Consider the following 15,974-nt stretch of genomic DNA (forward strand, 5'->3'; position numbering starts at 1 on the left):
GCTGCAGGCCTCCTCCCCCGGTTGTTCGGGGGCTTTTTTTGTTTTCGCCCGCTTGCGCTTTTCCGAAAATCCACTACCCCTGAAAGCATCCATTGTTCTTTCTGGGAGGAAAGCATGCAGCCCCGCTTCACCATCGCCGCCGTTCTGGCTTGCCTGGCCTTGGCCGGGTGTTCGACCGTTCAACCCAAATCCAAACCCAAGCCCAGCAGCCCCTGGGTTTTCCAAACCCCGAAGCCGCACGGCGCCATTTACCGATTCTTCCACCCGAAAAGCGAAAGGACGTGGAAAGGGGTTTCCCCAGCGCTGCGGGAAAAGGTCGAAGCCGTCCAAGCCCAACTGGCCGCGGAAGGGTTTGATGTGCGGCCCGTGGAAGGGTATCGAAGCCCCGAGCGCCAGGCGGCCCTGCTTGCCTCCGGGTCTGGCGTGACCAGCGTTGGGGCATTCTCCAGCTGCCACAACTTCGGACTGGCCTTGGATGCCGCCGTGTTCGTCAATGGGGAGCCCAGCTGGAACTTGGACGATGCCCATGTGATGGCCGGCTATCAACGCTTTGGGGAGCTGGCGGAGATCGTGGGGCTGAACTGGGGCGGCCGATGGACCAGCCCGAAAGACTATCCGCACGTCGAGATGAAAGCCGAGTGCGGCCAAGCCAAGTGGGCCTACCGGCAGGGGCGCAAGCCGGGCGCGTTTCCTTCGGTGACCGGAGAGCCCTCTTCGGAAGTGCTGGCCCGTGCGCTGGCGCCGGCTTGGTGCCCTGCGGGGATGGAAACGTCGTGTCTGGCGTGGGGCAATGAAAACCGGATGACCTGGAACTGGACGCTCCCGGCTCGGGTTTGTGTCGGCACCTTCCCTAACACCTTGAAAAAGATCGCCTGATCGCCTTGCGGAAATGCAATCGCCTGCTATGGATGAAGTATCAATCCATACTCGGGAGGGTTTTCATGTCTTCGCTTCGCATTTCGATCTTAACGGCTTTGATGGGGGCCTCGTTGTTTGCCTCCCCATCGTTTGCTCAAACCGCCACGGGAACCGGGGCCACGGCTTCGGAACCCAACTCGACGGCGACCGGGGAATACGCCCAAGCCTCAGCCCCGAATGCCACTGCAACGGGGGCCTATGCCAATGCCTCCGGGAACGGGGCCATCGCCACGGGCGTTCAAGCCAACGCCTCCGCAGACAACTCGACGGCGACCGGGGAATACGCCCAAGCCTCAGCCCCGAATGCCACTGCAACGGGCGCCTATGCCAATGCCTCCGGGAACGGGGCCGTCGCCACGGGTGTTCAAGCCAATGCCTCCGCAGACAACGCGGTGGCGTCGGGGACGAATGCCCAAGCGTCCGGCGCGAACTCCATTGCGACGGGCCAAGCCGCAAATGCCGCGGCGGTGAGCGCCGTCGCGGTAGGCACGCTGAGCTACGCGGGGGGCGAAGCGTCCATAGCCCTGGGCGCGCAATCCGCGGCTACCGGAGCCCATTCCTTGGCGGTTGGTGTCCAGTCACAAGCCAGTGGGGATCTTTCCATGTCCTTTGGCTACTTCAGCCGTTCGCGGGGCAATGCATCGATTGCTCAAGGCATCTTGGCAGAGGCAAACGCTGACCATGCAGTCGCCATAGGCAGTTCTGCCGTTGCCGATGCATTTCAGTCACTTGCACTAGGCGTTGGGGCTGAGGCCCGAGCGCAGGATTGCGTCGCTTTGGGTTCTCATAGCCGTTGCTGGGCCAGCGACGAAGTCAGCGTGGGATCCACTTTTGAGGACGGAGGCCAGAGCACCCGCCGAATCACGAACGTTCGGGCCGGCACCTCAGACACCGACGTCGCAAACCTCGGTCAGGTCCGTCAGGCGGCCCAAGCGTTGGGCGGCGGCGCCACGTTCGTCAACGGCAACTTTGTCGCGCCCATTTATCAGTTCCGCAGCGGTGCCACGCATCAAACTGTGGGAGCCGCTTTGGACGACCTAGATGGACGGGTGACTTTCCTTGAACAAAACCCAGGCAGCGGTTCGGGCACGCCCGGCCCGCGCGGCGCAGATGGGTTAAGCGCCTACGAGGTGGCGTTGGCCAACGGCTTCCAAGGCAATGAACAAGATTGGCTGGCAAGCCTGAAAGGGGAGCCAGGGGTCCAAGGACCTGCCGGCACCGATGGGGTGGATGGAACCGCCGGGACCGGCGCGGGCTCGACTGTAAGGGCGGGCAAGAACGTCGAGGTGACCGACAACACGGACGGCACCCAAACCGTGGCGGTCAGCGACAACGTGCAACTGTCTGACGCGGGCTCCGTCCAGGTCGGCACCACCACGCTCAACGGCCAAGGCGTGACGATTCAAGGCGGCCCTTCGGTGACGACTGCGGGCGTCAACGCGGGCAATCAGCGCGTGACCGGCGTGGCTCCGGGGCGCATCGAACGCGGGTCCACGGATGCTGTGAACGGTGGGCAGGTCTACGAAATGCAGCAGGTGTGGGATGACCGCTGGGTCGATACGGACCGCCGTTTGCGGCACCAGGATCGCCGCGTCAACGGCTTGGGCGCACAACTCGGCGCGATGAGCCAGATGGCCACCGCTGCGGCCCAGAACGGGGGCACGGCCGTTGGCCAGGTGAACCTGAACGTGGGCGTGGGATTCTCGGGGGGCAGTGCTGCAATGGCCGTGGGCTGGGGTGCTCGGGTGTCTGAGCGCACCAGTATTTCTGCTGGCCTGTCCTTTGGCTCTGGCAACAAGCCGGTGGCCGGCTTCGGGTTGAGCATCAACTTGGGGCGCTAAACGATTGCGTGGTGGAAAAGGAGGTGATCGTATCTCGGCAAGGGCCCTTCGGGGCCTTTGTTCGTGGCGAGCCTTGACGAATCGGATCTTTCTTTTATGGGTATGTAGGTATACCCATCTTGGGAGGACCTTTGAACTGGAAACGCAATCAGAAATACCTGTCCCGCCCACGCCATCTCTACGGCTTGTTCTTTGACAACGGGTGCTGCTACGTGGGGCAGACCGTCGACTTAAACCAACGCGAGCAGCAGCACCGCAGCGCTCGTGGGGGCTGGCAGGGGCGCCGATTCTCGTTCGTGCCGCTGTCGAGCATGACGGGCACCCAGGCCGATGCGGAGGCTCACGAATACGCTTGGCGTTACAAAGCCTTTCAGCATGGCTGGCGAATCTATAGCAAGCCACCGGGCATTCTTATCCGCGATCCCCGCAGGCGCACCACTGGTTACATGAAGTCCTTGGCGGCGGGGTATGCGTGGCCCGAGGCGGTTCCGCGCCGCTCGGCGGGGGCTCCGTCGTCCCTGGCTTGGGGGTTCTTCAAATGGCTGTTCCTCTACCCCTTCCTTTTCGGCGTGGCGGTGATAGTGCTGCAGGCCGTGGTCATGGCCACCCTGTAAAGCAAGGGCCCCGGCGGAAGCCGCGGGCCGCCCCTCCAAGCAAAAGCGGTTTGGAGAGAAAAGCACATGGGCGGCATGGCCGCCCAGCCTGCTGCTCACAACGAGAAGCCCTGCGTGTGTTTCGGGGACTGCGCCGGCAGCTTGGGAGACGCCTTGCGCGCCCGCCGCAACGGCTCCAGCACTTCCAGCAGCCAACGGGCCTTGCGCTCGCCCTCGCTCCTCTGCGGTTTTGGGCGTTCCGCGTGCTCCTTCAGCAGCGCGTCGAGCTTGCCTTGGATGCGCGTTCGCTGAGCGGCTGGGCGTTGAGCGGTGGGGCGTGCAGCTGCCCCAAGGCGCTGGACAACCGGCCGTTGCGGATCGTCTTTTAGCCCCGCGTCCAGAACGGTCGCCTTCAATCGCTCCAACCCCAAGCGGGTGTTGAGTTGCTCCACGTCATCGTAGGTGCCATACAGCTTGTAGCTCCCTTTAGTCAAACGGGTAAAGGCCACCAGCGAACTGGCGTTGTCCATCATCCCAAGGTTCATAAGGTGGAACACTTCGCGCTTGCCCTGCCCTTGGCTCTTGTGGACGGTCACCGCGTAGTCGTGGACCACCGCCTTGTGCTCGTGCGTGTTCCACACCACCTTGCGCCCATTCTCCTTTGGGTTCTCCGAACGCAAGGTGCCGACGATATCGTAGCCGCCAGAGCGCGACGCTTTGATGGATTGGATGGTGGCCTGGGTGCCATTGACCACACCCAAGTCCTTGCGTTTGGCTGTGAACATCACCCGATCTCCCTCTACCAAGGCCAGATCGAACTTTCGTCCATTGACGCGCCCCTCCACCACCACCTCATCCGTGCCGATCTCGCCGCGTTCTTTGAGGCCTTTTCGAATCCCTGCGTTGAGAGCGCCGACCTCGGCCCGGCTGTGGGCCAGCACCAGCTTGTCGTCCAGCGCCGCTGGATTCTTGAAGTAGTCGTTCACCAGGCGCTCGATGCATTTCTCCTGCGAGTGGGCTTCCACGATGGAGTCCATCAGGCGCTCCTTCTGCTCATCGCCCAGCTCCAAGGTTTCGCGCCGGCTGCGGGTGCCCTTTTTCAGATCGACCACTTCACCGTTCTCGTTTTTGGCGTAGAACCCCATCGCCGTCTCGCGGTCCTCCTGCCGCGCCTGTCGGCGAATCTCGGTCAACTTCACATCGCCCACCGCTTGCTTGGTGAGCTGAAAACCGGACCCGGCCCCGATGGGCTGCAGTTGCTCGGCGTCGCCTTGAAGGATGACCTTGGATTTCGCCTTCTCTGCGTAGGCCAACAAGGCTCGGGTGTCCCGCGTGTCCACCATGCCGGCTTCGTCAATGACCAGCACGTCGTTGGGCTGGAGTTCGCGCTTGCCTTCGGCCAAGTCGTGAAGCATCTGTGCCATGGAGGTTGAGGGCATCCCTGATTCCACTTCCAACTTCTGGGCGGCTTTGTTCGACACGCACACCCCCAGCAGCACCATCCCCTCAGATTCCAGCGCTTCCTTGTAGAGCTCGGAAATCGTGGTCTTGCCGGTGCCTGCTAAGCCGCTCAAGTTTGCCACCCCGCCACTGCCGCGACAGATGTGGTTCACGGCCACCAACTGCTCTTGCGAGAGCTGGAAGCCCTTGGCTTTCTGGTAGTCCTCAATGACGCGATCCACCGTGGCCTGCGAAGCATGGTGCTGGGTCTCGTTGGCCCGGCGGTTGGCGATGTCCACCACCGCTTGCTCCGCTTGCAACATCCATGGCGCGCAGAACCGGTCTTCCGTGTGCTTGCGGGCCAGTGTCTGCCCCCGGTCTTCGTCTGCCAAGCGCTCGGCGTTGACCAGCACCAGCCCATTGTCTTGCTTGAACTGCTCAATGCGGGCATGGAGTCCGGCCGCGTCCAACTTGCCGGCGTATTCCATTCCCAGCACCCGCACCAAATCAATGTCGTTGAACACGGCTTCGTTCTCGTGGAGCAGTTCCAGCAGCTCGGCGTCGCTCTTGTGTTCCACCTTGTTCAGGTTCCCCCGCGCTGCTTTCAACGTCTCCGGCGTCAGCTCGAAGTCCTTCAAAGCCTCCTGCCAGTGCTCGACCAACTCCGTGTAAGTGGGCTCGTTCTTGTGCTTCCGCGTGGCCTTGTTCGCCTGTTGGGTGCTGACCCCATGCTGCTCCGCGTATTCGAGCAGGGCCTTCCGGCGCTTGCTGAAGTGGTCGATGACGTCCTGGTCGATGCCCGCAAGGCGTGCGTAGGATCGGTTGGTCTCCTTGCCGTCGTCGTCCAGTTCTCGGACGTGCTCGACCTGATAGCCCAACCCTTGAAGGTTCTTGTAGAGCTCCAGCTTGTAGATTTCATCCATGGCCCGGGCATGGCGATAGATTTCGACGGCATCGAAGGTCGATTCCTTGCCATCGGCTCCCAGCGCCACCCCATAAACGAGATGGTGGGTGTGCAGATCCATGTCGAGGTCACGCCCGGCGAAGTGCTGGTGGCTTGACCACACCAGGCCCTTCACGCCGATCACGTCCTTGCCGCCCTTTCCCCGTCGAGTCTCAACCATCTGTTCCAGCCGGTTCATCGCTTCTGTAGAGGCGGCTTGGTGCGCCTTGAGCACGGCATCGCGCCGTTCTGGCGACTCCATTGCAAAGAGAATCCCAACGTCCTTGGGCGCCGACACCGTGACGTCGTAGCCGACCCGGTGGCCGCCGACCACCACGACCTCGGGCTTGCCTTGGGCGTCCAGGACGGGATCCCCGTTCTTGTCCACCTTTGGCCGCACCTTGCCTTTCTGGCCTGCGTTCTGGCAAAGCGCCCTCCCTGTCTGGGGGTCGAATCCTTCGGCCAGCTTGCTCATGCTCTCCCGTGTTACCGCCGTGGACAAGAGATTGAGGTGCGCGGCCATCTTGCCGCCCCAGGCCATGGTGCCCTGCGCGTTCCCGTCTTTGTCGAGGTAATACTCGGTGAGCATCAGATACTCGACCACCGCCGCGCCGGACTTGCTGTCCGTGCCTTGAGCGGTCAATGCGGTGACGTTGAACATGGAGTTCTCCAGGAATGGGTATCCCTTCAGATCTACCAAAACCCAGCGACTCCACAACCCCACTACTTGCGGAAGATGGCTTCCAGTTCGTCGTCTGAAACGGCGCGGAGCTTCGGCGGCGTGGCACCACGTTTTCGCAGCTCCGCGGCGGCCTGGTCGGCGGTCATCTTCAAGACCCGCTGGACCTCTGCAGCGCTCTGCGCGTCGCTCGGTGGCATGGGCTTTTGCTCCACCGGGCGCGCCCCCTGTTGGGTCCACGCGGCGCGTTCCTGGCCGTCGCGCGCGTGCGGGTAGCTGACGCCCGGCCAGTCCAGCAAGAGTGGGTCCCGGCTTGTCTGCACAATGGCCCGGATGCCCCAACTCTCGGAGCCATAGGCGCTGCCATTGCGTGGGCCCAAGTCGTCAGTGAGCCGCCCCGGCGGAACAACGGCTTTCGACTCCTCGTGGACGGTCGCCTTGTCATCATGCGTGCGCCACGCCACGGTGCGCTTGCCCAGGTTCCGGGAGACTTTTTCCCGGGTCTCGCCGATTTGGAGATGGCAAATAATGTGTGTGCCGACCAACCCTGAAAAGGCTTGCGCGGTCTTGTCCCCATAGACCCTCTCGACCTGTGACCAATCCTGCACGGCCATGCAGGCCACCACGCCTTTTGAGCGTCCCAAGGCCAGCAACAGCTCGATGTTGAGCTTGCCGGCGGAGGTAAGCTCATCGAAGAAGAACCCCAGGAATCGCCCGGTTTCGTCATCTGGCAGCGAGGGGCCGATGATTTCCGGCACCGCGACGTTGATCATGGCGGAGATGTAGGCCTTGGTTAGCACCTCATCAGGACCTGATTGAACAATGACCTGCTTGCATCCCGTGTAGTCGTCCTTGATCCAGTCCAGCATGGAGAACATCTGCCCAGGCGTGCGCTCGGGCCATGCCAAGGCTAGGCGCTCGATAACCGCGGTGCCGTTGGCGAGCACGGCGATACAGCTGCTGGTGGTGTTCGAATCGGGATTGGAAATGAGAGCGGCGGCTCGGGGGTAGTAGAGCGACAGTGCTTTAGCCATCGGTTCAGCGGGACGGGCAACCAACGCGGCCAACTCTGCCCACCCCCAGTTCTTGCCCTTCGTGGCCTGGAGTTCGCGCACGCACCCTTCCAGCAAGGCTTGCGCCGCAGACGCCCAGAATGCGCCGCTGCCCTCCTCCGGGGGGATGATGCTTTGGGAGAACGCGGCGGCTTGGGCTTGCGTCGCTACGTCCCGGCCCACGTCCCAGATCCAGCTTCGCTTGTCGAAGGGGCAGACGATCACCGGGCGCTCGAAGATCGACGTAAAGTCTCCTTTGATGTCGTAGATGAAAGCCTTCTTGTCGAGCCGAACAACCTGTTCCAGCAGGTGCTTCAGGATGACTGACTTGCCCATTCCCACGGCTCCATAGATGAACATGTGACGGGCCAGCAGCTTCTTGCTGACCACCCAAGCCGGATGTAGTGACAACGCATGCCGCTCGCCCCTCTGCTCCTTCTTTGTAAGCGAACGACGCCGGGCTTCAGTCAGGGCCTCTTTCCCCTGCAACAGTTGAGCGCCGGACACATGCCAGGTATTTGAGCGCGGGATGAGCCCACGCCGCGTCGCCCAAATCGACGCCCACCCTGCCAAGCCCGCCGCAACGCCGACCCGTGCCAACGTGCCAAACGTTGCCTGCTCCTTGGCCACCTCCCAGAATGCGGCGGCAGGCTCTCGGAATGAGATCGTGCCGGTGGCAAGGTTCCCCAGCGCCGCCAGGCTGCCAGTCAGTGCCTGACCGAAGTTCATCAGTGAATGTGATGATGGGATTTGCCAGCCCAGCCAGAGAGCCGCGGGATAGGTCAGCGCCGCGACGCATGCCCCAGACAGCAGGGCCTGGGGCCAATAGCGGACGGCCCGGCTTGGCTCGATGCTCGACGGGACCGTCCAGCTCCAGCAGTCATAAACCGTGGACTTGCTCACGTGCCTTCTCCCGGTGAGCGTCGCCCGGCTTGCGCCCCTCACGATCCAACTGCCCAGGGTCCGCGCCTGCGGCCATGAGCTCCAGGCAGCACTGCGCGCGTTTGTGTTGGGCCGCCACATGCAGGGGAGTCTCCCCGCGGGGGTTCCCCAACGCTGGATCCGCGCCGGCCTCAATCAACCGACGAACGATGCCGGGGTGGCCGTGGCGCGCGGCGAGGTGTAGCGGCGTCTCGCCGTTGGCGTCGGGCACATTGGGCTCGGCCTGCATGCGCAAACAGGCCTCCACCCCATCCAGGTTGCCGGTCGTTGCGCTCTCGCAAAGCCACGTCTGCCAAGGGGCTCCGTATAGCCCCAAGTGCGGGGCATGCGCATGGGCTGCTGCCAGCACCTGGCTACCATGCATTGTGGTTAGCGCTTCTCCATAGGTCGCCTTGATGTGGTCAGCCGCCAAGCGGGCTTGGGCATCGGGGACCTCAAACCGCCGGAGCAGTTGGGCGATGTCCAGAGGCGGCTGAGACGGCACCGGCAGTTCAGGCAGGGCTCGGAGGGCCTGAAGCTGCTTCGCTGCGGAGCGGTTCGACTGAACCTGGCCGATGGATTCCCTCAGTTCTCTTAACAGCCCATCCCGCTGCTCGGCCGGGAGCAAGGCGTAGGCGGAGGCTAGGGGCTTGTGGCCCAGCACGCCGGCATGGATGGCTGCGTCGAGCGGGTGAGCGGACAGGTCCGGATCGACCTGAAGCAACGCGGTGTGGCCACCCTGCCCCAGCTCCAGGGAAATGCGGTTGGAGAAACGGCTGGGGGTCATCACCCAGTCAAAGCCCGCGTCGGTGTGGGTGTCCAACCCGCAAACCTGGGCCTCTCGGCAAAACCGCGTGGCCAGGTCCAACACTTCCCGCGCATCGGCGGCCGCGGCGGCCTCGTGATGCTTCCCGTAGAACTGGGCCAGCGTCAGGGGGTGGAGGATGGGATGAAGCAACGGCTCGTGGGGACGATTCAAGAAATCGCCCCCACCTGGGTTGCCTGCTGGGTTGTCGTGTTGGGGTTCCATCCCCTTTGCATACCGTCTTTTTCGGTTTTGGCAATCAGCAAGCGATCTTGAGGATGAAAGCCGCGCCGACCAAAACCCCGGTTTGTAGGAAAAGTGAGACGGTGTGCAGATCCATCTGCTCTAAATCCTCCCTCAACCAGGCCATCATGCCAGCAACCCTGCCACGTTGGCGGCCACGTAGCTCACCACCGAAAACGCACCCAACGTCAACAGCAGGTTCCCCACGTTGTCCACGGCGAACTCGTAAGCATCGGCAAAAATATACATAGGGGCCTCCCCCGGTTGTGTTTGAATGATTACAGTCAACCACATCTCACAAAACTGGCAACCCTAAAAATCTCGATTGATCGACACTTTTGATGTTTAGTCAAAACCTTTCTTCTCTTTTCCAACCCCCATCCCGCCTCTTGCTTTGAGCCGCGTTTGACGTTTGCTTTTATGGGTAGATCGATCCACTCACAAACAAGGGAACGTGCCCAACAAAAAGGGCCCCGAAGGGCCCTGGATGCGACACGGGGAATGGACCGTCATTGACGGTAGATGTTCTTCTGGACTTGGGCCTCGTGCTTATCCCAGTCGAAGTTTGCCTCATAGCGCTTCATGAAGTCCGCTTCCTTCTTCGCGCTGGCGGCGTAGTGCGCGTAGCCCAACTTACCAGGCCCCATGGTTTGCTGCCGCTGGGCCGCAGTCAGCATGGGGATGTTTTCCCCCAAGGATTGCCCCCCGTCCTTCTGCTGGCGCTTCTGTCGCCATTCGTCCACGGTGCTGAACACCACTTGGGCGTGCTTGTCTTTGGGCGCGTCTTCAGCGCGCTGCTGCACCTGTGCGTGCAACCGCTCTCGCGCGTCGGTGATCTCGTCGGGCTTGGCTTGCTTGGCCCAGTCCAACACGGCTTGTTGCTTCTCCTGGATATCGGCCTGGTCCTTCGCCAGCGACTGGTCGAAGACGGCTTTCTTCTGCGGTTGGTGGTCGTTTGGACGCTCTCCGGCCAGCTTGGCTCGCCGTTTATCGCGAGCGCCCAGCAGGTCGTTGAAGACGTCGAAGTGGGCATTGCTCATAAAGTCCTCCTTCAAGGAAATGGATGGTTAGGTCAGCATTGATCGATTTTGGAAAAGGGCAAGGGTTGCCTTGCCCTTTTGGGGCTCAGTCGTTGGGCATCATCTCGGCCAAGTCCGTGCGGCTCACGCCTGCTCGGCAGAGCGAGACAATCGCATTGCCACGTGCAGCGGTCAGGGCCGGGTATTCCTCTTCCAGGAAGAGCGGCAGGACCTCCCGCTTGCCCCCTGTGGGCATGTCGATGTCCCGTGCCAGCTCCTCTTGGCCCACCGTGTCTTCAGCCCCGACGCGCCATTTGCGCCCCGTCGCCGGATCCACGCGAAGCGCGCTCAAGCGGCCTGCGCCCTGCATCAGCATTTGCTCGTAGGCCGCTGCGTAGGGGTGGTTCGGATCGTTGAGAACGCTGTGGCGGAAGTTGGTCAAGCCACCCGAGAAATCGATGCCACGCGTCGGCTCCTTGAAGGTGGTCAACTGAGCCTTGCCCAGCCGCTTCATCAAGTAGTTGCGTGTGACAAACGAGTGGTTGAGCGCGACGACCGATTGCATGGTGTTGGCCAGCAAATCGGCTTCGTTCTCCGACCCGTAGGTGTTGATAAGGCTGTCGTGGCCCTGCACCGCGATCACCGGCATCAACCCCAGGCTTCGGGAGGTGCTGAAGAGCAGCACATCGTCCGAAGTCAGCAGCAAATGCGCCTCGTCCATCATCAGCAGCACGTCGGTTTGGCCCGGCAGCATTTCGCGCCACTTGTCCCCGTGCGCCCCACGTGCCCGAATGCCGTTCATGACACGCTGCTTGAGCAACCGCTGCATCATGTCGCCCGCTTCGCCGAACTGGGTGGGGGGCAGGAACAAGCCCACGAACTTCCCGTAAAGCGCCTGAGAGACGTCCACTTCCCCACGTTCGACGGAATGCCACGGGATGTCATCCGCCGTCCGGAGCTTTTCACCCCGAAGCAGTTTTTCGATGAGCCCCCGCGAGTTCAACGTGAAGGACTGGCGCTGCTCCTTATGCATTGCGGGAACGCCCAGCAATGCCCATTCCAGCGAGCTTTGCAGCTGGGACATGGGACGCAGCAAGTCGGGATGGACGGTCTCGGACCGGGTGGCCAAGCGGTTGTGGTAGTCCCGGGAGTAGGCGGCATAGGCCTCACGCTCTTCGTCCGTGCTAGACGTATCCGGGCGCTCCAACCCCAACCAGTTCACCAACTCCAGCACGCGAGCGCTGGCAATCTCCCCGCCACGCGGCGTCGGCACCACCTGCTCAACCATCGCCAACAGCTTGGCATGGTGGAATGGGGTGTAGAACCAGTTCCGGGAAGCCTCCGCCACAATCGCGTAAGTGCCCATTTGCTCTTCCACGCGAGCCAGCGCCGCTTCCAGGTCTTCCAACCCCAAGCCACGCTTCTCCAGCTCCTCCCGCTCCAGCAGCATCATCAACCGGGCGTGCTCCAACCCTTCCAGCTTGGCGATGCAGAAGTCTCGGTAGGCCTGCTCGTGCTCGCATGCGGCCTTCAGGACGATGCCGGTGTGGAAGAGGAAAGCGTCGCCGCCATCGCTCCAGAGCTTGGACTTCTCATCGACCTTGCCACCGGTCGCGCCGCGAAGGGCCTTGGTGATTTGATCCGGCTCCAGGCCCTCGTAGGGGGCCACCGACATGCCTGCGCGCACGACGATATCAAACGCGTCCTTGCCCAAATCGGAGATGATCGCGCCGTCCTTCGCGTCGAGGATGAGTGCTCCACCCCCGCTGCGCTTCGCATCAAGAACGGTCTCGCCCGCGGCGCTCCCCTTCAGTTCATTCCGCAGTCCTACGGCCAATGCGGACTCGCGATAGCGACGGGCCAACGGCCGCAGCACGCTGAAGGACTTGCCCGAACCGATACGCCCGTAGACGATCAGGCCTTGGGTCAGGTCGCGCCAGGACAGCATCATCACCGTGCCCTTGTCCGGCGCAAAGCCATGGCCGCGGTCGTTCAGGTGACCAGACGCTCGACCCACCTTCAAAAGCGGGGTCTTGTCGCGCAACGCTTCGGCAGCCTGCTGCTCGCGGGCCTTCACGTGGGACTTGGACAGGGCCCCCTGGGTCGCCAGGTTGTTGTCCAAGTTCTGCAGATAGAGGCGAGCGGCCGTTTGAACGAAGTTGCCTTCCGTGAACTGCAGGGCATACATGGCCGCGATCACAAACGCCACGGCCACGCCTATTCCGTCCGGGAGAAGGGAGCCAACCCCAACAAGGGCCAAGATCACCACCATCCACTTCATCATCTGAATGAAGCGCTCGGCGGTCCCCCCCAGCACGCCCCGGTGGGGATGCGAGGCCGCACTCAGGAAGGCCGCAAACAACAGCAGGCCAGGAATGGTCAAGATCAGAAGAACGATGCCCGCCATTTTGGCAAAGCCCGCAGCGACCGCCATCATCCCCGCTCCCGTGTTCATCGGGTCAACCGCTGCTTGCCCCATGCTGGCCGCGTCCACGTGGAGCGCGGACGACAACGCCGCCGAAGCGGTTGCAATCAGCACGGGCAGCACCATCAGGGCCAGGCCCTTGAAGGCTTCCTTCATCCCTTCCGCTTGCTTCAACGCAACAAAGTAAGGAATGGCAGCCAGCAGCACCACGTAACTAAAAACGCCAATGAGCGAGCCCAAGAAGTATTGAACCGCACCAATCAGCGGGAAGGCCAGATACATCAGCGAGGTTGCAGTGCTGTCGCCGCCCAGCGCCATGTCGTCCCCCAGCACGAAGCCTTCGGCACGACGTCCTTCCTTGGTGATGATCATGCGGGCCTGGGTGTTGCGCAGATCCTCCGGAACCTTCGGCCACCACGGATGGAACTGGTCCAGATCCAGTTCTTCGGGCACAACCAGTGCCATCTCTTTCTCGTCGAAAACCGCGCCCGCTTGGACCGCCATATCTACATCCTCTGGGGGAACGTCCAGCACGCGGCTCTTCACGCGGTCGCTCACGTCAAAGCGCCCGACCAAGTTTTCGTAGCGGTCATTGCCGTCCAGAATGATTTGCTCCAGCGTGCTCGACGCTTGATCGTCCTTCTTGAACAGCTTGCGGCCAATACCGACCGTCCAATCCATCAGCGATAGCAACATGCTCAGTGCCTCCCGTTGTTGTTGTTGTTGGTTTGAGATAGCGCCTGACACGCCACGATTTCCTGAGGCGTGATGGTGCCGCTCGTCCATTTCTTTTTGCACTCGTTCAACGACAACGAGGGCGCGAGTTGGATCGCCGCCGGCGAAGGGCGTGTTCCTTTCACTTTGTTGACGACCAATGCCCCAAAGCAAAGGGCCACGCACGCGGCCGAGGTGACAAGAAAGCCGGCTTTGGACACATGTTTTTCGCTGGCGTGCCGAACCTGGCTGGCGCGCAGGGCGTCCATCCTCCAGGCATCAAAGTCCCCATCGTTTGCCACCGGCATCTTCCGGTCCGCCCGCAGGTAGTAATACGAGGTCAGGACGTTCTCTCGGCAATCGGAGAGCCCAAATCTTTCTGGGTTACCAATGAAAAATCGCCCATGCAGGTTGAGCCACTTCGATCCGAAGTGGAGCTTTCCGGGCTTTCGATACTGCGTAAACAACCACCCAAACATTTTTCCTCCCATCTTTCATGGATACACATTCTTTCTAGCAAGGCTTTCGATAAGCGCAAGCACCTCACCTGATCTTTTCTGCCCACGCGTCGATATCGCTGTTGGCTTGGTCCTGCCAATCGTTTTTCGGCTCGGGTTTAGCAACAGGCTTGGGGGCCGGCTTGGGCTTTGCAGCTGGTTTCGAAACCGGCACCGGCTTTGACGCCGGGGCAGTTGCCGGGGTCTGGGCCTTAGGTGGCTCTGCCAGCACCGGGGCTTCCACAACCGGGGCAGCGACCGCGGCCTTCTCTTCCACCGGGGCAGTCACGGGCTTGGGCTCCTCGACCTGGGGCGGCGCGGATACAACCGGAGCAACTGGCACGGCGACGGGGGCCGGGGCAGTCACTGCTGCAGCCGGTTTGTCTTGGAGCGGAACGGTTTCGCTGGAGCGGTGAGTGGTCCACCACGCCAACGCCCCACCCAGCACAAGGACGGCCACGCCCGACCCAGCCAGAAGTTGCCAGCCCTTCTTGTTGCTGGCCTTCGCCGACGCCTCACCGGCCGGATTGGCCTTGAGGGCTTCCGGTTTCACCGGGGCCCGGGTCGACGTCGCCTTGGGGGCCGGTGCCGGGGCTTGAGCTGACTTGCTCGGTTCGGGGTTCGGAACAGACGGGGCCACCAGCTCGGCCGGCACTGGAGCGGCAGGCGTTGCGTCCACGGCTTCACTGACGGCAGGCGCAGGAGCGCTGACCGGCTCTTTGATGACAGGCGCGGGGCCTGCTTCTGGTTCTGGTGTCGGCTCGGGAACCACCTCCTCAACAACCGGCTCGGGCGCTTCGGGAGCGGAATCGGTTTGAACGGGCTCGGGCTCAACCACCCGCGGCTCGGGCTGGGCAGTCGCTTCTTGCTCGGCCAACGCCTGGGCGCGCTCGACTTCCAGGCGCGCGTTCTCTGCGGCTTCGGCTTCCTTGCGCGCCTTGGCCTCTTCCGCACGCCGGGCCAACGCTTCTTGCGCCTCTCGCCCCTTCTCAGCGGCGACCGAGGCCGCTTGCTTGGTTTTGTCTGCCAAGGCTTTGCCAAAACTTGCAGCTAGCCGGCCTGCGGTTTTCAAGTTTTCTTTTGTCGCATCGCTGACGAGCTTCTCCGCGTCCGTGGTCGCGGTGGTCTTGGCTTGTGCTGCTTTGGCGAGCAGCTCGCGCTGCTTGCGTTGTTTGATGAGTTCTTCGGGTGTCATGGTTCCTCCCAGGCGCTTGAAAAAGATTTGAGCCAGGGGGCTCTCGCCCCCCAGCTCTCGGTTGGCTTAGCGAACGTCGGGGATCGGCGAAACCGTGATGGCGTAATCGCCCCGGCCGCACTGGTCATCGACCGTGGCGTTCTGAAGCGCGCCGCGCTTTGCCAGCTCAACGACCGGCACCTGGCACACGGCGGCATCGGCACCACTGAAGCCAACCGTCAGCTTTTCTTTGCTCGCCTTGAGCAACGCGGCCAGCTTGTCCAGCGTGGCAGCGGTCTTGGCACTCACCTGCTGCATGTCAGCGGCCGGGTAACGGATGACCAGCTTGTCCAGGGCCTCAACCGGGCCATCGTTGTCGTTGGCCTGGACGATCTTGGTATGCACCTGGGCGTCCAGCCCCGCAGCGCGGGCGGCGTCTGCCACTTCCTGGGCTTCCTGGACCTGCGCGCGATACGACGCAAAACCGCCAACGACCGCGCCTGCAGCGCACGCCGTCAGGGCCTTGTCTTTCTTGCCGGTCAGCAGAGCGATGCCTGCACCGGCAGCGCAGCCAATCCCGCCCGCCTTGAACAGGCGCAGCTTGTCGGTCTTCTTCTGGGGTTCGGGCTGGGGGGTGTCCTGGGCAAACGAAAGCCCCGGAGCCAGCAACGCGGCGATGGTGAGAGTGAGGATGAAACGCTTCATGGGTA

Annotated in this window: 12 protein-coding genes; 3 read left to right on the top strand and 9 right to left on the bottom strand. The window is 62.4% G+C overall.

Annotated elements, in window-relative coordinates:
* The first annotated feature begins 114 nt into the window (after positions 1–114).
* The 3 genes from E5790_RS03385 to E5790_RS03395 all read left to right on the top strand — a co-directional run bounded on the left by E5790_RS03385 (position 115) and on the right by E5790_RS03395 (position 3,373).
* Complete coding sequence (locus E5790_RS03385) at positions 115–876, top strand: M15 family metallopeptidase (protein WP_024957458.1); 762 nt, start codon at positions 115–117, stop codon at positions 874–876.
* A gap of 65 nt (positions 877–941) precedes the next feature.
* Positions 942–2,759: a YadA-like family protein gene (locus tag E5790_RS03390; RefSeq protein ID WP_130519067.1), complete on the top strand. Its 1,818-nt coding sequence runs from the start codon at positions 942–944 to the stop codon at positions 2,757–2,759.
* Positions 2,760–2,890: 131 nt separating this feature from the next.
* The gene (locus E5790_RS03395; protein ID WP_024957456.1) at positions 2,891–3,373 is read left to right on the top strand and encodes a GIY-YIG nuclease family protein; all 483 of its coding nucleotides are present in this window, start codon (positions 2,891–2,893) and stop codon (positions 3,371–3,373) included.
* 95 nt (positions 3,374–3,468) lie between these two features.
* Here E5790_RS03395 and mobF read toward each other — a convergent pair whose 3' ends face one another.
* The 9 genes from mobF to E5790_RS03435 form a co-directional block, all read right to left on the bottom strand.
* A complete protein-coding gene (gene mobF / locus E5790_RS03400; protein WP_136191679.1) occupies positions 3,469–6,396 on the bottom strand; it encodes a MobF family relaxase in 2,928 nt (975 codons plus the stop codon).
* 62 nt (positions 6,397–6,458) lie between these two features.
* A complete protein-coding gene (locus E5790_RS03405) occupies positions 6,459–8,369 on the bottom strand; it encodes a type IV secretion system DNA-binding domain-containing protein (protein WP_024957454.1) in 1,911 nt (636 codons plus the stop codon).
* The gene (locus E5790_RS03410; RefSeq protein ID WP_136191680.1) at positions 8,347–9,366 is read right to left on the bottom strand and encodes an ankyrin repeat domain-containing protein; all 1,020 of its coding nucleotides are present in this window, start codon (positions 9,364–9,366) and stop codon (positions 8,347–8,349) included. Before E5790_RS03410 ends, E5790_RS03405 begins: the two co-directional genes overlap by 23 nt.
* Positions 9,367–9,561: 195 nt before the next feature.
* Positions 9,562–9,684 (bottom strand): hypothetical protein, encoded by a 123-nt coding sequence (locus E5790_RS22175; protein WP_255211731.1) that lies wholly within the window; start codon positions 9,682–9,684, stop codon positions 9,562–9,564.
* A gap of 260 nt (positions 9,685–9,944) precedes the next feature.
* Positions 9,945–10,475, bottom strand: a complete 531-nt coding sequence (locus E5790_RS03415; protein ID WP_024957452.1) for a hypothetical protein — start codon at positions 10,473–10,475, stop codon at positions 9,945–9,947.
* Positions 10,476–10,560: 85 nt separating this feature from the next.
* On the bottom strand, positions 10,561–13,575 hold the full coding sequence (locus tag E5790_RS03420) for a TraM recognition domain-containing protein (protein WP_024957451.1): 3,015 nt from the start codon (positions 13,573–13,575) through the stop codon (positions 10,561–10,563).
* 2 nt (positions 13,576–13,577) lie between these two features.
* On the bottom strand, positions 13,578–14,072 hold the full coding sequence (locus E5790_RS03425; RefSeq protein WP_024957450.1) for a hypothetical protein: 495 nt from the start codon (positions 14,070–14,072) through the stop codon (positions 13,578–13,580).
* Positions 14,073–14,136: 64 nt separating this feature from the next.
* Positions 14,137–15,285: a hypothetical protein gene (locus tag E5790_RS03430; protein ID WP_024957449.1), complete on the bottom strand. Its 1,149-nt coding sequence runs from the start codon at positions 15,283–15,285 to the stop codon at positions 14,137–14,139.
* Between the two features lie 66 nt (positions 15,286–15,351).
* The gene (locus E5790_RS03435) at positions 15,352–15,969 is read right to left on the bottom strand and encodes a hypothetical protein (RefSeq protein ID WP_024957448.1); all 618 of its coding nucleotides are present in this window, start codon (positions 15,967–15,969) and stop codon (positions 15,352–15,354) included.
* Positions 15,970–15,974: the final 5 nt, after the last annotated feature.

Origin of the sequence: Stenotrophomonas sp. PAMC25021 (assembly GCF_004795795.1) — a bacterium.
Classification (GTDB): domain Bacteria; phylum Pseudomonadota; class Gammaproteobacteria; order Xanthomonadales; family Xanthomonadaceae; genus Stenotrophomonas; species Stenotrophomonas muris.